Here is an 18,115-nt window from a genome sequence, read left to right on the forward strand (position 1 = left end):
CTATCTTTATCGTCTTCAAAAAGAAAGACTTGAGAAGTTTATTTATGGAAAGTTACTTTTTTTATGCGGTTGGACATGAATTGTGATAAGAAACATAAAAAGTGAAGTTTTGTAGGAAAAAGAACTAAAGTTATCTGCCAAGCCGTCGTACGACCTACTTTGCTATTAGCTCTGCAAAAGAGTAAGTGCTAGGTTAGGAGTCTGTTTTGCTTGAGCCAAAATCGTAGTGCTAACCTGTTGAAGGATTTGTTGCTTTAACATTTCGGTTGCTTCTTTCGCATAGTCAGTATCTTTAATACGGCTGTTCGAGGACGATAAATTCTCTTCCATATTTGCCAGATTATTAATGGTATGACCTAGCCTATTTTGGTACGCACCCAACTCAGCCCTATGACCATCCACATACTTTAAAGCTTGATCGATCACCGACACCGACATTTGCGCACCTCCTACTGCTTCGATAGACAAATTATCCACCGTCACAATACCTTGTGTCGCAATATCTAAAGCCTGAGCAAAGCTCCCAGAAAATGTAACGCTACTGGTGACTTGCTGGGAGTCTGCAAACAATTGTAACTGCCCCTGCCCGTTTACTGAGGCTGAAATCGTATCTGTTTGCCCGTTAATGTAAGTTGCAACCTGTTCAATATCATCGCCAACTTTAAGCTCTATCGTGTCAGTCTGAGTTCTACCTTGAGCATCTTGATAACTGAAACTCAAGCTACGATTACTTGAATCCACCAGCCACGATTCAGAAACGCCATTATTGGCACGATAAGCAACGCCGCCCATTTCCAGTTGGTCAGAACGCATATTTTTTAGTTCAACTTGAATGGCCTCACCTGCCTGCGCACCTATTTGGAACGTGGCCTTACCAAAGCTTCCATTGAGCAATCTTTTACCACCGAATGAGGTGGTTTCTGCGATTCGATTTAGTTCATCATTAAGGGCGGTAAACTCTTCTTGCAGCGCCTTTCGATCTTGAGCCGAATTGGAACCATTGGCAGATTGCAGCGAGAGATCTCGCATTCGTTGTAGGATTGATGTGGTTTCATTCATCGCGCCTTCCGCAGTTTGCATGATGGAAATACCATCATTTGCATTACGCTGCGCTACGCCTAAACCACTTATTTGAGCTTCTAATCGATTAGAAATTTGTAGGCCAGCTGCATCATCCTTAGCACTATTAATACGATAACCAGATGACAGGCGCTCTAATGACTGATTCAACGCCTGAGACGCTTTATTCAGTTGATTCTGCGCCATCATTGCACTGACATTGGTATTAACAGTAATCGACATACAAGTTCCGAAAACAAGAGGGTTAGTTTGATATCGACTAAATGAGAAAAAACTGAAGGGAAAAAAGATAGTGAGAAGGTTCCTAGTACAAACGCCTAGGAACCAAGATATGGATTATGCTGCGATATTTAGTGAGGCAAGCATCTCTTGCGACGGCGCAAAGAAATACGCCCCTGTGACCGCTTTGGTAAAGCGTAACAACTGGTCAGTTTTACCATCGGTTGCGCCGTACATGCTTTCAAGCATCGCATCGAAGTTATGTACCGTATGACAATAAGCAATGAACAGTAAGCCATGAGCGCCACTTACCGTACCATACGGTAAGCTGTGACGAACAATTTTAAGTCCTTTGCCTTCCTCTTTGATGTCTACACGCCCCACGTGAGATGCGGCAGGGACATCATCCAGCTCTATAGAATCAGGCTTGGTACGACCAATTACTTTTTCTTGTGCTGCAACATTAAGGCGGTTCCACGCTGGCAGATTATGTTCAAAACGTTGCACCATCACGTAACTTCCAGAAGCAAACTCACCATCAGCAACTAATGCGACTTCACCACGCTGCTCACCTTTCGGGTTTTCAGTACCATCAATAAAGTCGGTCATATCACGAGCATCCATAAAGCGATAGCCGTAGGTCTCATCCACAACAGTTACGTCCTCAGCAATCTGACCCATGAGTTTACGCAACACATAAAAATGCAGGTCATGACGCTTAGAGTGACAATGCACTAATACATCTACCTCAGTCGATGGAGCGTGAATATCACCTTCACCTAGTTCTGGGAACGCTTTCAGTTCTGGCGGCATCGCCTGTTCAAACTGTGTCCAGAATGAGTGAGAGAATGCTACTGATGAAGTCAGTTCAGCACCAGGTTGAGACTCATTAAGCTCTTTTACTAACTGTGGTAATGCTTGCAGTGCACTTAGCACTTGCTGAGGGTTTTGATTCACTTTTAACTGCATGTACAACGCAAATGGTTCAGCATCAGGCGTTATCGCACTTTGTGGTAATGACATTGATCTTTCCTCTGTTTTTGCACAGTGTATTTTTAACTAGTTACTCGTAGTATGACCTTGATCAGTAACTGTATTGATTTTTCTTGGCATCGCTAAGCAATCTATCACATAGCGACTATTTACCAAATAAATAGCAAACCAGCACAGCAATACCAGTGTCATCGCGTTGGTCCAGGTAAACTGCCAGTGCTGTAAGCTGACTAAGTAGACAGTATGTCCTAGCTGCATTATCACCACGAGAATAGAAGTACCTCTTAAATAGCTAACAGAGCGATTGATTTTGTCTGTATCCGCTTTACGCAATCCCATTAGCCACATTCCTACAACAATCGGTAGCCCCATGGCCAATCCGAGGTAAAGCATAGTGTGGTTTGGGTAAACATACTCGAGAATTTGACTTCCTTCTTGGCGACTCGCACCAGCAACAATAAATACCACCCAAGCACGTGTAAGGAACGCCCACCCTAACCAGAGCCAAATTGGCGCTTTGAGGATTCCGTGCTGGTCATATTGTTCTATGCCATAGCGCATAATACGTCTCAAATTCTAACTAATATCAAACTATATGGTGTTAATGGCGCAATGATTCAAGTTCAAACTCTTGGTTATGATAAAATGCAGCAAATTTTGAGTTAGGATGAGTATGAAAACCAACAAAAGTGCGCCTTCTGTAGAAACGCAGCAAGAAGCGATGCGCATAGCGAAATCAACCCAAAAGCCTGGTCAAACAAAAGAACAGACTAAATTGATCGCTCAAGGAATTGAAAAAGGCATCGCGCAATTTAAAAAACAGCAGAAAGAAAAAAAACGTCAGGCAGATAAAGCGCTAAAAAAACAGAAAAGAGATAAGCAGCAACGTGACCACGTTGAAGCAGACAATCAAACACAAGACATTCAAGTTCAGGAGGTAGGCTCTACCCGTTTACCTTGGATGTTGTTGGTATTTAGCTGGATAGGTTTTATTGCTTATGTTGCTCTTAACTAAACGTAGTCTCGGTGCTATCACCGCACTGGTTTTGTTGCAAGGCTGCTCAACACCAGCCAATCAACTTTCATCACCACAAGCTGAACGTGTTGAGGTAAGACTGGATGCCACTATGGATGTCTCGTCTTGCGCTTGGAAAGGCGACATCACTGGTTCAGAAGGACGCTGGTATAGCTCGATTTTTTATGGCAATGATGCACTGGCCCGTGGCGCAATGAATGACATAAAGAATCATGCAAGTGAGTTGGAAGCAGATACTGTACTTTTGCTATCCCCTCTCGACTTTCAAACATCGGTAACCTTGATAGGTAGCGCGTACCGCTGTAAAAAATAAAGCCAGAGTCTTCACTCTGGCCTCATTTATCATCCATATGCACACGGCTGATACTTAATTCACACTCAACAACGATATGCTGCTTAAACGCCAAGAGTTGACTCGATGTCATTTTGGCGTTCAATCACCCATTGGCTGTCGAATGGTCCCCAGTCAGATAACTGGTAATAACCATCATTGTGTCTACGCCCATCTTGAACAAACATGAGCTCAATGCCGATACCAGGTAGCGCCTTGATTACATCTTGAATTGTTCGGCGAGGCCACCCCGTTTTTTCGATAAGTTTTGGCACATTCGGTCTCTCGATGCTCTCAACAAGCAATGCGAGATAGAGACGACGTGCAAAAACAGGACTCAGTTCCATTGACACCTCCTATTTATGTGCATTTCCAATATATTGGATTTCAACAAGATGGTGTTGCGCTTGATCAATTTCTCGATAATCCGCGTGATATCAACAATTCAGATTTTGTAACTTTTCATCAATATCGGTTAATTTAGCTGGCTTTTCTGTTGTTTTTGCGCCATCTGTTCAGAGCAAGCAGATCAGACCAAGTGTGATAAAGAACAAGTTTTTGTTTATAAGGAAAGTTCTTGATAGGATGCTTGAAAACAAAATTGCCGAGTCGGCAAGTCAATTATAGAAAGGAAGTCATTATGTCGATCACCATGTTTGGGATCCCTAACTGCGACACAATTAAAAAAGCTAAAAAGTGGCTCGAAGCTAATGACGTGGAGTACACATTTCACGACTATCGTAAAAATGGCATTTCAGAGCAAATGGTTCGCGAGTTTTGTGATGCTCTAGGTTGGGAACAAGTACTAAACAAACGCGGCACGACATACCGCCAGCTCTCACAAGAGCAAAAAGACACACTTAATGAAGACTCTGCGATCTCACTTCTTGTTGAGCATCCTGCCATTATTAAACGTCCTATTGTCGATATTGACGGCAGCAAACACATTGGCTTCAAAGCTGATCAATACCAACAGATTTTCAACGCATAATTCGAATTAACGATAAGTACAAGGATCATCAAGGATGACAGACAGCCCCGTATTGGCACTCGCAAAAGATTTAATTAGTCGCGAATCAGTAACACCGGAAGATGCAGATTGCCAAAAGGTAATGATTGAACGCCTAGAAAAACTCGGTTTTGAGATCGAAGTGATGGTGTTTGAAGACACCACCAACTTCTGGGCTCGCAAAGGCAGTGAAGCGCCGCTATTCGCCTTTGCTGGCCATACCGATGTTGTACCAGCTGGACCAAGAGAACAGTGGTATACCCCACCATTTGAACCAACAATCATTGATGGTCATCTTCATGGACGTGGTGCAGCAGATATGAAAGGCTCGCTAGCCTGTATGATTGTTGCGGTAGAACGATTTATAGAACAGAACCCAAACCACACGGGCTCCATTGCTTTCTTGATCACCTCTGATGAAGAAGGCCCATTTATTAACGGGACTACCCGAGTGGTCGATACCTTGATGGAGCGTAACGAGCTGATCGACATGTGTATTGTAGGAGAACCTTCAAGTACGCTAGCGGTTGGCGATGTGGTTAAAAATGGCCGTCGTGGCTCTATCACCGGTGATTTGAAAGTAAAAGGCATACAAGGTCATGTTGCTTACCCTCACCTAGCAAACAACCCAGTGCATCAAGCGCTTCCTGCATTAGCAGAGCTTGCTGCAACAAAGTGGGATGAAGGTAACGACTTCTTTCCTCCAACCAGCTTCCAGATCCCCAATCTACATTCTGGCACCGGTGCAACTAATGTGATTCCTGGTGAATTCGATGTGCAGTTCAACTTCCGTTTCAGTACTGAACTGACCGACGAAGACATCAAACAACGCGTACATTCGACACTTGACCTTCATGGGTTGGATTACGAGTTAAAATGGACATTAAGTGGTCATCCGTTCTTAACGGATAGAGGTGAATTACTGGATGCAGTAGTCGATGCCGTGGAAGAGGTCAACCATAAGAAACCTGAGCTTCTAACGACGGGTGGTACATCCGACGGCCGCTTTATTGCACGCATGGGCACTCAAGTAGTAGAGCTTGGTCCTGTTAACGCAACCATTCACAAGGTAAACGAATGTGTAAACATTGCTGACCTTGAAAAGCTCACCGATATGTACGAGAAAACTCTGTTTAATCTTTTGGGTAAATAGATATGGATAGAAAGCAGCTTGTTGGTCAAAGTGAATGTGAGCTAGTTCCACTTCAAGTTGGAAACAAAGCGTTTCTTGTGCATCAGCAAGTTAGGCAAGATTTGCACGCTCTGATTCAAGCTGCTTCATCCGATGGATTTCAACTGTATATCGCCAGTGGATTTCGAAGTTTCGAGCGTCAACTTGGTATTTGGAACAACAAAATGTCAGGGGGTAAGCCAATTCTAGACGATGATAGCCACCCCATGGATACTACCGCACTATCTGATGAGCAAAAGGTTCGAGCAATTTTGCGTTGGAGTGCTTTACCCGGTGCAAGCCGCCACCACTGGGGTACCGATTTTGATGTCTATGCAGGTAACTTGTTACCTGTTGACACTTCTCTCGCCTTAGAGCCTTGGGAATATACACAAGGTCATCAAGTACCCTTCTATCAATGGCTAAAAAACAATGCTAGCCGGTATGGTTTCCGCTTTCCTTATCAGCAAGATCGTGGCGGAGTAGCCTTTGAACCCTGGCATATCAGCCACCATGCCACGGCAGAACAATGTCTTAGCCAACTTTCCATCACATTGCTTCAAGAAACTTTAGAGCAATCAGAGATTTTGGGACAACGTGCCATACTTTCTCAACTTGATTACATCTACAATCAATATATAACAAATATACAACGTTGAGAGTGAAGTATGATTGAATGGCTATTTAACCCGTGGGTTATCATTATTGTTGTTGTAGCCGTTGTGATTGGCAACATTGCAGCACTGAAACACACCGCCAATATGAAGTTCAACCAAGAAGATAACGTCCGTTCACGTAAACATGAACTTGACCGCCTCAATGAGTTAGATAAACAAAAATATGGCGATGATGACGAAGACATAAAAAAAGGACCTTAACGGTCCTTTTTTGTTTTAGTCTTTCTTGATCACTGTCGATATCAACGGTTCTAGGGAGCGGAGCAGGTTCTCTGCTACTGGCTTACCGTCTTTATCCGTAACATTAATCGAAGTACGGTTCCCTAAATCACCGAATAGGAAGGTGTATTCGCCCGGTTCTAAATCAATTGGTTTCAAGCCAACGTCATTCCAGAACGCGTCATCCGGTGCAGCGTATTTGGCTTTTGCAGTACCTTGAGACTGGTTACGCTCTTCAATGGTGAAGCCCATCTTAGGCAGCAGCTCTGGGATCTCTTGCCACATTACATTATACGGTGTACGTGCAATGATGACTGGCAGACCACTTCTGTCCGTACCCATGCTAATCGGGATAGACTTGACCAACTCTTGAGCTCGACGAGCGGCTTCTTCACGAAGGTCTCTGTCATAGCGAGCAGTTACCAAATTGGTCATCAATGTGTTGTAACGCTCTTCGTTAACACGAGTTACTGGCTTATCTTTTCCACCCTCACGCCAATCGATCAGCTTCATTTTGAAACCATAACGATTGTTTGCTTCGAAACGGCTTATCTCGTAACGGCTACCAATCTCAACGTCCTCATCTTCAGAAACCCAAGACACCCAGTCGGTTTCGATAAAGTCATCGGTTTCTTTTCGTGCTTTGACGTTGATTTCAGCTAGCATGGTCTTGACTGTTGACCATACTTTATCCATCTCATCTTTTTGTAGCAGCCACAGTGTTACGTCGGAGCCTTGTCTTTCTACTCGAGCACCAGGGATAAGCTCTAAAACTTGTTGAGGCGGACGAATATCAACCTCACGGCCAATGCCACCCGAGTAATCCCCTTTAGGAATTTCATAATTTGGATAGAACTGAGGCGTGGCATCTTCCGGTAGCGTCCAACTTTCTAGCGGTGGCGCATCTAGGTAGTTAAAGTCATCTTTTGCTTCGCGACGAGTGTTAGGGTCACTCGAACAAGCGGCTAAAACAATAACAGCTAACGACGATACCGCTAGCTGACGAGAAAATTTCATTGATACTCCCTTAATAAGAGGAGCGATAGTTCACTCCTCTTAATGTTCTATTAGTAAATACAAGCTTCTGTTAGAGCTTGAGCAACAATAGGTTTTGCTTGCTCGGATAGTTCAACAAGAGGTAAACGTAAATCTCCGTTGTCAATCAAACCCATTTTATGCGCAGCCCACTTCACAGGAATCGGGCTAGATTCTACAAACAGATTTTTATGCAAAGGCATAAGACGTTGATTGATGATTTCAGCTTCTTCGAATTTACCTTCTAGAGCCAGCTTCATCATTTTTGCCATGTCTGCCGCTGCAATGTTGTTCGTTACGGAAATCACACCAGTGCCGCCTTGCTTGATGAAATCAAGCCCTGTCGAATCATCACCACTTAGTAAGATAAAATCTTCGCCACAAAGTTCACGATGAATTTGAACTCGTGATAAATCACCTGTCGCATCTTTAAGTGCAACAATATTTGAAATCTCAGATAAACGTGCAACCGTCTCTGGTAGTAGATCCACACCTGTACGACCAGGTACGTTGTACAAGATTTGTGGAATGTCTGTCTCTTCGGAAATCGCTTTATAATGCTGATACATGCCTTCTTGCGTTGGCTTGTTGTAATACGGTGTCACACTCAGACAACCCGCAATACCAACATTATTAAATAACCGACTAAATGTAATCGCTTCGTGCGTCGCATTTGCACCTGTACCAGCAATAATTGGTAGACGACCTTCAGCAAACTCAACCGTCTTCGCGACGACCTTGACATGTTCTTCAACAGTTAGTGTTGCAGACTCACCTGTTGTACCGACAGCAACAATACCGTCTGTACCAGCTTCAATATGATACTCAACTAGCTTTCGTAAGCTAACGAAGTCCACTTCGCCGTCTGGAGTGAATGGGGTTAATAAGGCAACAATACTTCCTGAAAACATGGTGATCTCCCTAAATTGATACTTCTTGCATGGTACTGTAATGCTATTGATAAACACAAGAGATTAAAAACGATCCCCGCAAGAAGTGAATGAATAATTATCAGATTTCAGATATGAGGCACGTATAAGGTGCGCTATTACTATTTCGAGGTGTCATCAACAGGTCAATTTTCTGGCTGATAAACTTATTCCCCTTAAATTTGTCGGTATTCGGTTACATCTATCACAAGAGCTTTACCGTTAGCTGTGCTACCATATCATCAAATAAGGACTTTAGAGTGACACCATGAATCAGTATTTAGTGATTACCGCCGTTGGTACTGACCGCCCAGGGATTTGTAATGAAGTCGTACATCTGGTCGCACAAGCCGGATGTAACATCATCGATAGTCGCATTGCCATGTTTGGTAATGAATTTACTCTCATAATGCTGATATCCGGCACCCCCAGTTACATCACAAGAGTTGAGACTACCTTGCCACTTTTAGGGCAAGAACATGATCTCATTACGATGATGAAACGTACGTCCAAACACGATGCCTTACCGAATCAATATACTGTTGAAGTGTTTATTGAATCAGAAGACCGCATTGGACTCACTGAACAATTTACCCAGTTTTTCGCCGATAAACAGATCGGTCTGGCTTCATTAAGCGCGCAAACTATTGTCAAAGAGCGTGCGGGCACAGAAGTCGATCAATTCCAGATCGCTCTAACTGCTAACGTAGAAGAAAATTGCAATTTGATGCAGTTACAAGAAGAGTTCGACTCTTTGTGTCAACGCTTATCAGTAAAAGGCTCGCTGAACTTCATCAGCGGTAGTAAATAAAACAATAACACCATTCAGCTTCAAAGGAATTTCAATGAACACGTTGACTGCGGGTGCACCAGCTCCAAACTTTTCTTTGCTCGACCAAGACGGCAACACCGTCACACTACAAGACTTCAAAGGTAAGAAAGTCCTGTTTTACTTTTACCCTAAAGCTATGACACCGGGTTGCACCGTGCAAGCTCAGGGGCTACGTGACGTTAAAGCCGAGCTTGACGCTCACAACGTTGTGGTATTGGGTGTCAGTATTGACCCAGTAAAACGTCTAGGTAAATTTATTGAGCGTGATGAACTTAACTTTACGCTTCTCTCAGATGAAGACCATGCCGTTGCAGACCAATTCGGTGTTTGGGGCGAGAAGAAGTTTACCCTTAGAAAAAAAGCATGACAGAAATCCTTGATCTGTTTTTATGACAAACCTAGCTTTGATATGTGGGTAGCATATCGAGGATTGTTTTGTGATAGAAACGTACAAAGAAAAATGTTCTGATGTTTATGATGACTACCGACTTCTTTCTATCGAAGTCGATACATTAGCAAAGCTAAGAATCTCTACAAATACCGATACTGAATCAGGGGAAGTGACATACTCTCTCGACCTTTCTCCTTCCAACCTAAAATCACGCATAAAGAAAACCGATATCATCGTTGCCCCTGACGGTAGAGTGGTTTATCCACAGTCTCTTTATATAGTATCTAAATTGCGTGGTGAAGCGGCCGTAAAAGACACAGGTTCAATCGCAAAAGGTTTGCTCGCTTTCACTCGTTATTTGGATTCGACTCACCACTGTCGAGTTGATGAAGATGGTCATGAAATACCATGTGAATACCTGACGTATAAAACCCTATCAAAGTACGAAGAAGAAGGCGCTCCTTGGCGATTTGCTGAGTTTCTACTTGCGAACTGCAATGATATTGAAGGCTCTAATGGCAACGAGGCTTTTAGTTTATCTACCGCTCGCACCTATATGGGTGTGGTAATTGGATTCTATAAGTGGATGCAAAAAAACGGCTACATCAAAAATAACGATGAAAATATCGTTACGCACTACACCACAGAAACAGTACATCAGGAGTTAAACCAACACGATATGCTGGCTCACACAAAATCTGGCTCGCAGCGTACTTATGAAACTTCCAATATCATGAAGAGGTTTCCTAAAAAACAAAAAACGCCTGCTCATAAAAAACTCAAGCCCATGCACCCCGAGCACAAAGCTTTATTCAATGAGCATATAACATCACTCCCAAAGACGACAAAACTCATCTTTCGCCTATGTGTCGAAGCAGGACTTAGAATAGATGAAGCCATTCACTTCCCCGCTCACGATATCGGAAACGCTGACTACAGTTATTTAGATACTGTACCAATCAAAATTACTCACACGAAAGGCCGCAAAGAGCGTACCGTAGAAATCCCTATAGAACTGTACGAAGAGCTAGAGGTACACAAAGAAAGTCACACGCAACTTAAAAACCTAAACAACCGCAATGACCTTATTCAGGCAGGCAACAAAATGGATACCATTGCGTACCTATTTCTCTCAAACAAAGGTGTGCCATACTCCGCCAATACTTTAGAAACGCACTTTTCAAACCTTAGAAAGCAGATTCGGGAAGTGGACTCTTCTTGGTATTACCGAATTCATGATTTACGTTCTACCTTTGCTACTCACTGGCTTTGGGAAGAGTCAAAAGAACGTAATGTTAGCTATGACTATCTTATGGGTGATTTAGCGGAATTGATGGGACACGCCAGCACATCGACCACCGAAAAGTACATTCAGTACATGAATAAGCTGGACGACCAAATCAACACAGCTAAAGCCAAAAACCGCAAAATAAACGGGGGTTGGTCGTAATGGCGAAAAGCAAAATCGCAAAACAGTCCAAAGCCGTCAAGCATATACGAAACAATCAAAATGTTGTTCCTTTGACTTTTGAGATTCCTTATAAAGATGCCAAATCAAACAAAGTGCAGCAGTTCGATGTTTCTCACCTATTGCATTTAGGGGGGAGCAAAGAAAACGAAAAGATAAACAGTCGAGCTGTATTTATCAGAACTTTTTGCAAGAAAGCTAATCAATATGTCAGCAATGGGAATTCAGCGCGCACCGTCAGCTCAAACTACGATAACTTGCGCAGCTACCTGGCTTTTTGTGACACCATAAATGTTAACCCGTTCACCGAAAACGGCTATTTGAAGTATGCTGGCAACGATGGCGAATTAAGGCATCGAATCAAGATGTTTACCCCTTCAAAACGCCTGTGGGAATACAATCACGGTGATGAATTAGGCATGAAAGAATCAAGCGCTACTGGTTTGCTTTCAAGCCTTCGTACTGCGCTTGAATGGTGCGGCTTACCTATTTCAGATTGGGCGAGAAATCACCGAGGGTTTACAGGAGAAAATACGCCCTTTAAGGGTTACTCATATGAGGAAGAAAAGCTTCTGGTCACACGATTAGAGGCATTGTTTTTCACTCTTGCGCCACAGCTCATTGCTGCTAAAGAAAACAACACGTCTTTACCCGAAACTCTGCCTCTTATCATTAGTCTTGGTTTGCATGAGGAAACAGTTCAAATTCCTACATCATTGAAAGTGAATGTAGGAAGATATAGCAAAAATAACACTGCTGTTAATACTGCATCAGCCTTTAACCTTACAATGGCCGCCGCCTATCACTTAATGTGCTTTTTTACCTCACTGAACGACAGCAACATTCGAAACATTGCCCACCCAATTCATGTTCATACCGAAGAGCGAGACAAAAGCCTACAGATAGTCAAGATCTCAAGCTATAAGCCTCGCTCAAGAAGCGAAGTCGATGCCCTTTTGGTGGGGGAGCAATTTGACGTTGATAAGCGCGATGGCGTGAAGTTTATAAAGCTACTAGAACGATTATCCAAACTCTATGGCAATGGTGAAGATGGCTCGGAGCTGATTTTTCCTCTCAATAACTACTCAGAAGTCAGTGATACCTTTAATTTGCATGAGCTAAATAAATACCTCGTTAACACACTACACCTGTTATCTCCCCATCGGGCGGGTAATCTACCTTGGTTTAAAGAGCTGTTTTACACCTACCGAAATCAACAAGCCGTCACGTTAAAAAAGGTCACGAATCATTTAGGTCGCACGGTTGCTCATAAAGAAGTGCAGGAAATTTCCAAGAATAAGGCAAGTCAAGGAGCGACCAACAGCGCCTACTGCATTTTATCTTGTTACACAGACCTACCTCTTAAGGGAATTTTACTTCCGCTCACCTATTCCGAAATTGATGGCAATGTTACCGTTTCTTTTAACTATAGAAGTGGCGAAACAGGATACTTCAAAGTCCCCGCTTGTGATTTAACGCTTATTAAAGATATAGAGCAATATGCGAAAGACAAAGCGAACAAACAAGCTAAGAAATATGAACGACTGCTTTTAGCAAGAACTTCCAGGTATATTCCTTATGATTGGGAAGGAATTAGCCCTATTTCAGCCAGTCTCATGAAACTATGGTCTGTTGAACCCAACCATTACTACCTCTCTCTTCAATCAAGTCGCTGGCGAGAAATGAGCAGTAATCAAGCCTATGCGGAGGGTGGGATTCAAGCTGTTCAAAGCTTGCTCCAAAACAAGCGAGACACAATAGAGAGAAGTTACATAAACGGGCTTCCATCACTTAATAAAGTCATTCTCTCTCAGGGTATCGAAGTCATCGAAAACCTCTATGATAATGACTTAGAGCAAGCAAAAGATGCTGTTACTAAAAGGCGCGGTATTCCGATGCTGACATACGAGGAAGGTGAGAAAAAGCGCAAAACTAACCCCAATGGGATCGCTTGCGACGGGAAGCAAGTCATGATTGATGGCAAGAATACACAACGTGAAACGAACTTTGCGCTAGGCGTAGACTTACCTTGCGCTGAGTTTGATATGTGCCACAAGTGCCAATCTGCCAAAGCGGCAAATGACGCTGATGCTATTTATAAGCTTATTTCATATATCGATGTGTTGAAGGAAGGGCTAGATATGTTCCCTGATTCGAAAGGGGGTGCTCTAGAAAAAATCGAAGCGTTTGAGTGTACGCTAGATGGAGCAAGTAACGATATATTCGATGAAGCTATGAAAAAATTTAATTCTCAAGGTCGTCACCCAAGAGTGTTCATCGATCATGCAATTCTATCTATGTAGTTACGGAGGTTCACATGATAAAACTCTCTGACCTAGAGCACCAAAACAAGCTTCTTAAAGCGCAACAAAACGTTGGCGCTCATACTAATTACTTAATAGATGTATTAAAGCCAGCGATTGAGCGCGGCGATTGGGATGAACTCGAAGCTCTTGATATAGGCTTTACGGTAACTAGTGAATCATTAGGTAAAATTGCCGATGATGAAGCTTGGAGAAACTTGCAGTCTCATATTGAGCCGCAAGCAAAGGCGCCCCGCACCCTAGAGTTTACTAGCGATGGCAAAGTGATTGAGCGCAACCTAAAAAATGAGCTTAGAGTGTTCATACTTAAAATGATGTGGCTTTCACCTCATGACCATTCCTTTACCACTCTTTATGATGCGCTAAATGATCTAAAAAAAGTCATTAACCCGCTTTTAAATGAGGGGTTTAATACGTTATCTGCGCTTGACTTTGACCGACTCGAAACCTGGGTTCTAACAGGCTTTACCGATATCGACTTTGAAAGAGCGCCAATATACAACGGGTTAAACCGCCTTTACATAGAAGCCAAAGGTTTGCCATTTGAGGTTAACCTAAACAAAAAACTTAACGCCTCGGATTTTGGTTTAACGATTAAAGACGCTGAGCAATTTACTGTCGTTCCACAAAGGCTCTACTATATGGGGCTTCAAAAGTCGGAAGAGGTGATAAATGAAGCTTACGCTCTTCGTCATGAGCTAGAGCAACTGGCAGATTACATTACCACCTATTTTGAAAAAGCCTATGTAGGTTATGCTAAGTATCTTATCAGTGATGAGGCTAGACAAAAAAACGGTGGTATTAAATGGCACTTAGCCAAGTTGAGTAAAGAAGGCAAAAAGCGCTCTATTGCCTTTCAACAAGCCTTCACTGCACTTCACTCCCCAAATGAAGAAGAGACACTGGCTCTCACACAACTTCATAAGCCACAGATAAGAAACGAATGTTTAGATAAATTCCACGCCGAGCGAGAGCTGACGATTGGGCAATGGTCAATCACCAACCTAAGAGAGGCTCAGTCACTTTTTAAAAAGCTTAATGGTAGCTGCTTATGGGGATTAATGGCTCGTACAGGAATGAGACGCGATGAAATATATAGTCTGAACACTGCTCAAGGCTGCACCGAAGATATCATTGACCGCCAGAATATATATATTATCCATGCCAACCTATCAAAGACAGTAAAAGGCTCTCAATCAATACAAGATGAGTTTGTTACGACTGAGATTGGAATGAAAGCTTATGAAGTCCTTCAAGCGCTGCATACACCACTTAGAAAAAGGCACCCTAGTTCACAATCATTCTTCCATAAAATAAAAGAAGATTTTAGTGAAGTAGGCAAAAATGCAATAGGAAGACACTCTGTCGCTTGGTTTGAAGACGCTATGGGTGAAGAGCTTACGCTAACCAATGAAGACATTGTTGACCTGAAAGTATCTGACCCCAATTTATCGTTTGAATTGGGTAGCAATTACGAGTTTACGCCACATCAACTTCGCCGCTCTTTTGCTTACTACTTAATTGGTTACGAGCTTTGCCACTTCCCACAACTCAAACAACAGTTCCGTCATGTGTCTATGGCAATGACGCGACACTACGCTAAAAATGCCAGTAAACTTCAAAAAATTAGACAAAAGAAAAAGACACTAGCGAATGAAATTGATGAAGAACGAATCGACCAAAAAGCCCGTGTCTATTTAAGCATATATGAGAAATTGGCAAACAAGGAGAGAGTTGCAGGTGGTAAAGGCAAAGAGTTTGCTAAAAGCATGACCAAAACCAACCGTAACTTATTCAAAGACAAGGTGGATAATGACATGCTTTCTCTTAATTATTGGAAAAAGCAAATTCGAAATCAAAACCGACACCTTCATGCGGTTGCGCCTGGGATATATTGCACCTCGACCACTTGTGGGCTAAGAACGCTCGTTAACCTAATAGAATGTGTTGATTGCAAGAATGACTACATCGTGGATGCCGTATTTGCTGAAGCAAAGCGTAAAGAAGCTGAAATTCACATGCTTTACGATATTGAAAATAACGAACTCACCCCTCAAACGGCCTCTGAATCTTACATTAAAATTCAAGCAGCTGAACGTATTATGGGTGATTTAGGTATCGACTATGAGCCTGTTGTTTTTCCTAATGAAGTTAGGGAATTACTCATCCCATTCGGAGTTGTTTCATAATGTCACAGACCACCAAAAAGAAGCTAATTGAAGCATTAGAAAGACTGTTGAGCGGCGATGTAGCAAAGTTAACATCAAAAGAACTGCGTAATAAGGCGCGAAAAGGCAAGCTCAAGATCAACAACAGCAATGTTGAAAAAGAAGCAGGGCTTTCCGCTGGTGCACTCAGAAGACATGGCGATGTCGTTCTGATGATAAAAAACAAATCATTGGAAGTGCAAGTTGCTCAAGATGAAACCGCTGACACTCCTATTGAAGTGCTCCAAAAAGAAATAAAGGCACTCAAGGGAGAAAGAGCACAGGCAAATAGAAAGAAAAAAGAGTATTACGACGAAGCTCAAAGCCATAAGGATGCGTTGGCTGTTCAAGCAGCCACTCATATAAAGATAGTTCAAGAACTAATGTCGATGTTACATGAAAGTCAGCGAGAAAAGGCGATGGATAAAACCGTATCGTCTCGTTCAGACAATGTTATTGTCCCCCAATTTAGAAAACCAAAGTAGCGTTAAGCGCTGCAACCCAAAAAATGTCCTGTATAGTGTAATCACTAGACAGGACGGTTAGCTATAGGTAAAAATGCACACTCTAACATTATAAAAGTGCTTTAGAACGGATGTAGCTCACCACACCTATCCTCAAATAGTTCAATTAAAGAAAGTAAGGACAAGACAATGGCAATTGAAGCCGGACAAACTGCACCAAATTTTACGCTTAATGACCAAGACAGCAACCCAGTGACACTATCAGAGCTTCAAGGAAAAAAGGTGCTGCTCTACTTCTATCCACGAGCCTCAACGCCAGGCTGCACGGTTCAGGCTCAGGGGCTACGTGATACAAAAGCTGAACTAGATGCCCACAATGTTGTGGTTCTTGGTGTCAGCCCAGACACTCCCAAAAAACTGACGAACTTTATCAACAAGCAAGAACTGAACTTCACTCTACTAGCTGATGAAGAACACGAAGTTTGTGAGAAATACGGTGTTTGGCAACTCAAGAAGTTCATGGGCCGTGAAAATATGGGCGTTATAAGAACAAGCTTCCTGATTGATGAGTCTGGCAAACTTGAGCATGTGTTTAACAAGTTTAAGACCAAAGATCACCATGAAGTTGTATTGGACTACCTAAACAACAAATAACCGTCCATGAACAATTAACTCTTCACCTTGGGGCAGGCATGATTGGTTACATTCGAGTATCAGATTCACAAAGAGCCGATGGCGAATCTCAAAGAGAAACTATCACGGCGTACGCCGTTAAACATGGCATACAAATATCAGATTGGATCTAAGAACATGTGCCTGCCACCAAGACAGAACTTAGTGAGCGGAAGTTATCTTTCCTCATCAACTCTCAACAAAGCGTCATTGTATCGGATATAACTCGTCTGTGTCGCCAGAAGGGCCAGAAGGTGAAATCCAAACTCGATGAGCACACAGCTTATATATTGACCCTCATTGATTAAAACACCTCCAAGGCAGAAATCCTTAGACAACTGAAAGAGCGCAGTATCTCGATCTCTAGAAGTAGATTCTACTCTTGGTCGGAAGCCAGGTGAGTGCATAACAAGAAGGTTCAGTTTCAGGCTGATATGTTCTTTGAATAACCTAACTTACCTCCCTCCTTTTTTAAGACTCGCTTTTGCTCCATTACGAACTCCAAGTCTTCCACAAAATTATCGTCATTCCATTGAAAAAGAGAATCTCATTCAGTGCGTTGCAAAGCAGGTTTACGCGACTTGGTCGAATGTTTTGAGTTATTTACTCGCGGCAGGAGATCCTCACGATCATGAGAATAACCGCTAGATGAAGCATGTTAGAAACGAAAGGATGTGTCGCGTTTCTGTCCAAATCATCGCTAACATGTACAACAAACATGTTTGGTATTCGGAGTAGGATTTATATTAACAGGTTAAGCTACTACTTCATTTTTGTTAGTTTGCGCGTTAGCCTGTGGGTACTTGGCCTTATCTATGCGACGGTAATTAGCTGACTTTATGGCAATAGTTCTCTAACATCGCACTCCAGCACTGACGCCAACGTATAAGCTTTCTCGAGAGTAATGTTGACTTCACCACGTTCGACTCGACCAATGTAACTTCGATCTATCTGCGCCATCAATGCCAGTTTTTCCTGTGCAATGGATTTACTCAAACGCTTTTTACGTAGATTGTCACCAAACTGCTTCGCTAAGTCTTTCATTTTATGTAGCTCTC

19 protein-coding genes and 2 pseudogenes are annotated in these 18,115 nt (G+C 42.7%); 14 read left to right on the plus strand and 7 right to left on the minus strand.

Annotation, left to right across the window (positions count from 1 at the left end):
• Positions 1 to 165: 165 nt before the first annotated feature.
• The 3 genes from OH456_RS19110 to OH456_RS19120 all read right to left on the minus strand — a co-directional run bounded on the left by OH456_RS19110 (position 166) and on the right by OH456_RS19120 (position 2,853).
• Complete coding sequence (locus tag OH456_RS19110; RefSeq protein ID WP_270034061.1) at positions 166 to 1,302, minus strand: flagellin; 1,137 nt, start codon at positions 1,300 to 1,302, stop codon at positions 166 to 168.
• A 114-nt stretch (positions 1,303 to 1,416) separates the two neighbouring features.
• Entirely contained in the window at positions 1,417 to 2,322 is a 906-nt protein-coding gene (locus tag OH456_RS19115) for a Dyp-type peroxidase (RefSeq protein ID WP_006071073.1), read from the minus strand.
• A 36-nt stretch (positions 2,323 to 2,358) separates the two neighbouring features.
• Positions 2,359 to 2,853: a DUF2919 domain-containing protein gene (locus OH456_RS19120; protein ID WP_006071072.1), complete on the minus strand. Its 495-nt coding sequence runs from the start codon at positions 2,851 to 2,853 to the stop codon at positions 2,359 to 2,361.
• Between the two features lie 112 nt (positions 2,854 to 2,965).
• On the opposite strand from OH456_RS19120, the gene OH456_RS19125 reads away from it, so the two are divergent.
• Together OH456_RS19125 and OH456_RS19130 are read left to right on the plus strand one after the other, a co-directional pair.
• Positions 2,966 to 3,307, plus strand: coding sequence for a DUF2956 domain-containing protein (locus tag OH456_RS19125; protein ID WP_198558186.1), 342 nt, complete (start codon positions 2,966 to 2,968; stop codon positions 3,305 to 3,307).
• A complete protein-coding gene (locus OH456_RS19130) occupies positions 3,291 to 3,641 on the plus strand; it encodes a DUF4156 domain-containing protein (RefSeq protein ID WP_270034062.1) in 351 nt (116 codons plus the stop codon). Before OH456_RS19125 ends, OH456_RS19130 begins: the two co-directional genes overlap by 17 nt.
• Positions 3,642 to 3,724: 83 nt before the next feature.
• On the opposite strand, the gene OH456_RS19135 is transcribed toward OH456_RS19130, so the two are convergent.
• Complete coding sequence (locus OH456_RS19135; protein WP_006071066.1) at positions 3,725 to 4,006, minus strand: winged helix-turn-helix domain-containing protein; 282 nt, start codon at positions 4,004 to 4,006, stop codon at positions 3,725 to 3,727.
• Positions 4,007 to 4,299: 293 nt separating this feature from the next.
• On the opposite strand from OH456_RS19135, the gene OH456_RS19140 reads away from it, so the two are divergent.
• From OH456_RS19140 to OH456_RS19155, 4 genes are read left to right on the plus strand one after another with little or no spacing between them, the layout of a single operon-like run.
• Positions 4,300 to 4,650, plus strand: coding sequence for an ArsC family reductase (locus OH456_RS19140; RefSeq protein WP_270034063.1), 351 nt, complete (start codon positions 4,300 to 4,302; stop codon positions 4,648 to 4,650).
• 34 nt (positions 4,651 to 4,684) lie between these two features.
• Complete coding sequence (gene dapE / locus OH456_RS19145; RefSeq protein ID WP_270034064.1) at positions 4,685 to 5,821, plus strand: succinyl-diaminopimelate desuccinylase; 1,137 nt, start codon at positions 4,685 to 4,687, stop codon at positions 5,819 to 5,821.
• 2 nt (positions 5,822 to 5,823) lie between these two features.
• Positions 5,824 to 6,498, plus strand: coding sequence for a M15 family metallopeptidase (locus OH456_RS19150; protein ID WP_270034065.1), 675 nt, complete (start codon positions 5,824 to 5,826; stop codon positions 6,496 to 6,498).
• A gap of 9 nt (positions 6,499 to 6,507) precedes the next feature.
• Positions 6,508 to 6,717 (plus strand): DUF2897 family protein, encoded by a 210-nt coding sequence (locus OH456_RS19155; RefSeq protein WP_006071058.1) that lies wholly within the window; start codon positions 6,508 to 6,510, stop codon positions 6,715 to 6,717.
• A 15-nt stretch (positions 6,718 to 6,732) separates the two neighbouring features.
• Here the strand turns inward: OH456_RS19155 and bamC are convergent, their stop codons facing one another.
• Together bamC and dapA are read right to left on the minus strand one after the other, a co-directional pair.
• Positions 6,733 to 7,752 (minus strand): outer membrane protein assembly factor BamC, encoded by a 1,020-nt coding sequence (gene bamC / locus OH456_RS19160; RefSeq protein WP_006071057.1) that lies wholly within the window; start codon positions 7,750 to 7,752, stop codon positions 6,733 to 6,735.
• 50 nt (positions 7,753 to 7,802) lie between these two features.
• Positions 7,803 to 8,681: a 4-hydroxy-tetrahydrodipicolinate synthase gene (dapA, locus tag OH456_RS19165; protein ID WP_038227841.1), complete on the minus strand. Its 879-nt coding sequence runs from the start codon at positions 8,679 to 8,681 to the stop codon at positions 7,803 to 7,805.
• A gap of 286 nt (positions 8,682 to 8,967) precedes the next feature.
• Between dapA and OH456_RS19170 the strand changes: the two genes are divergently transcribed.
• From OH456_RS19170 to OH456_RS25960, 8 genes and pseudogenes are all read left to right on the plus strand, one after another.
• A complete protein-coding gene (locus OH456_RS19170) occupies positions 8,968 to 9,510 on the plus strand; it encodes a glycine cleavage system protein R (RefSeq protein WP_006071054.1) in 543 nt (180 codons plus the stop codon).
• A 34-nt stretch (positions 9,511 to 9,544) separates the two neighbouring features.
• Positions 9,545 to 9,877 (plus strand): annotated as a pseudogene (bcp, locus tag OH456_RS19175) (thioredoxin-dependent thiol peroxidase); the annotation flags it as partial.
• 91 nt (positions 9,878 to 9,968) lie between these two features.
• Positions 9,969 to 11,372 carry a tyrosine-type recombinase/integrase gene (locus OH456_RS19180; protein WP_270034066.1) on the plus strand — a complete coding sequence of 468 codons (1,404 nt, stop codon included), beginning with the start codon at positions 9,969 to 9,971 and terminating at the stop codon, positions 11,370 to 11,372.
• Positions 11,372 to 13,693, plus strand: coding sequence for a hypothetical protein (locus OH456_RS19185; RefSeq protein WP_270034067.1), 2,322 nt, complete (start codon positions 11,372 to 11,374; stop codon positions 13,691 to 13,693). Before OH456_RS19180 ends, OH456_RS19185 begins: the two co-directional genes overlap by 1 nt.
• Before the next feature lie 14 nt (positions 13,694 to 13,707).
• Entirely contained in the window at positions 13,708 to 15,903 is a 2,196-nt protein-coding gene (locus OH456_RS19190) for a site-specific integrase (RefSeq protein ID WP_107307119.1), read from the plus strand.
• Positions 15,903 to 16,406, plus strand: coding sequence for a bacterioferritin comigratory protein (locus OH456_RS19195; protein WP_107307120.1), 504 nt, complete (start codon positions 15,903 to 15,905; stop codon positions 16,404 to 16,406). The genes OH456_RS19190 and OH456_RS19195 overlap by 1 nt, the downstream gene beginning before the upstream one ends.
• Before the next feature lie 168 nt (positions 16,407 to 16,574).
• A complete protein-coding gene (gene bcp, locus OH456_RS19200) occupies positions 16,575 to 17,039 on the plus strand; it encodes a thioredoxin-dependent thiol peroxidase (RefSeq protein ID WP_062458177.1) in 465 nt (154 codons plus the stop codon).
• A 38-nt stretch (positions 17,040 to 17,077) separates the two neighbouring features.
• Positions 17,078 to 17,458, plus strand: a pseudogene (locus OH456_RS25960) (recombinase family protein).
• A gap of 436 nt (positions 17,459 to 17,894) precedes the next feature.
• Here the strand turns inward: OH456_RS25960 and OH456_RS19205 are convergent.
• Positions 17,895 to 18,101, minus strand: a complete 207-nt coding sequence (locus OH456_RS19205) for a helix-turn-helix domain-containing protein (RefSeq protein WP_062458179.1) — start codon at positions 18,099 to 18,101, stop codon at positions 17,895 to 17,897.
• Positions 18,102 to 18,115 lie beyond the last annotated feature (14 nt).

The sequence above is a fragment of the Vibrio sp. La 4.2.2 genome (assembly GCF_027586995.1).
In the GTDB taxonomy this organism is placed as follows: Bacteria; Pseudomonadota; Gammaproteobacteria; order Enterobacterales; family Vibrionaceae; genus Vibrio; species Vibrio mediterranei.

Excerpts from the sequence above, each read along its gene's own strand:
- OH456_RS19110 (WP_270034061.1), bottom strand. The coding sequence starts at position 1,302 with ATGTCGATTACTGTTAATACCAATGTCAGTGCAATGATGGCGCAGAAT.
- OH456_RS19115 (WP_006071073.1), bottom strand. The coding sequence starts at position 2,322 with ATGTCATTACCACAAAGTGCGATAACGCCTGATGCTGAACCATTTGCG.
- OH456_RS19120 (WP_006071072.1), bottom strand. The coding sequence starts at position 2,853 with ATGCGCTATGGCATAGAACAATATGACCAGCACGGAATCCTCAAAGCG.
- OH456_RS19125 (WP_198558186.1), top strand. The coding sequence starts at position 2,966 with ATGAAAACCAACAAAAGTGCGCCTTCTGTAGAAACGCAGCAAGAAGCG.
- OH456_RS19130 (WP_270034062.1), top strand. The coding sequence starts at position 3,291 with ATGTTGCTCTTAACTAAACGTAGTCTCGGTGCTATCACCGCACTGGTT.
- OH456_RS19135 (WP_006071066.1), bottom strand. The coding sequence starts at position 4,006 with ATGGAACTGAGTCCTGTTTTTGCACGTCGTCTCTATCTCGCATTGCTT.
- OH456_RS19140 (WP_270034063.1), top strand. The coding sequence starts at position 4,300 with ATGTCGATCACCATGTTTGGGATCCCTAACTGCGACACAATTAAAAAA.
- dapE (WP_270034064.1), top strand. The coding sequence starts at position 4,685 with ATGACAGACAGCCCCGTATTGGCACTCGCAAAAGATTTAATTAGTCGC.
- OH456_RS19150 (WP_270034065.1), top strand. The coding sequence starts at position 5,824 with ATGGATAGAAAGCAGCTTGTTGGTCAAAGTGAATGTGAGCTAGTTCCA.
- OH456_RS19155 (WP_006071058.1), top strand. The coding sequence starts at position 6,508 with ATGATTGAATGGCTATTTAACCCGTGGGTTATCATTATTGTTGTTGTA.
- bamC (WP_006071057.1), bottom strand. The coding sequence starts at position 7,752 with ATGAAATTTTCTCGTCAGCTAGCGGTATCGTCGTTAGCTGTTATTGTT.
- dapA (WP_038227841.1), bottom strand. The coding sequence starts at position 8,681 with ATGTTTTCAGGAAGTATTGTTGCCTTATTAACCCCATTCACTCCAGAC.
- OH456_RS19170 (WP_006071054.1), top strand. The coding sequence starts at position 8,968 with ATGAATCAGTATTTAGTGATTACCGCCGTTGGTACTGACCGCCCAGGG.
- OH456_RS19185 (WP_270034067.1), top strand. The coding sequence starts at position 11,372 with ATGGCGAAAAGCAAAATCGCAAAACAGTCCAAAGCCGTCAAGCATATA.
- OH456_RS19190 (WP_107307119.1), top strand. The coding sequence starts at position 13,708 with ATGATAAAACTCTCTGACCTAGAGCACCAAAACAAGCTTCTTAAAGCG.
- OH456_RS19195 (WP_107307120.1), top strand. The coding sequence starts at position 15,903 with ATGTCACAGACCACCAAAAAGAAGCTAATTGAAGCATTAGAAAGACTG.
- bcp (WP_062458177.1), top strand. The coding sequence starts at position 16,575 with ATGGCAATTGAAGCCGGACAAACTGCACCAAATTTTACGCTTAATGAC.
- OH456_RS19205 (WP_062458179.1), bottom strand. The coding sequence starts at position 18,101 with ATGAAAGACTTAGCGAAGCAGTTTGGTGACAATCTACGTAAAAAGCGT.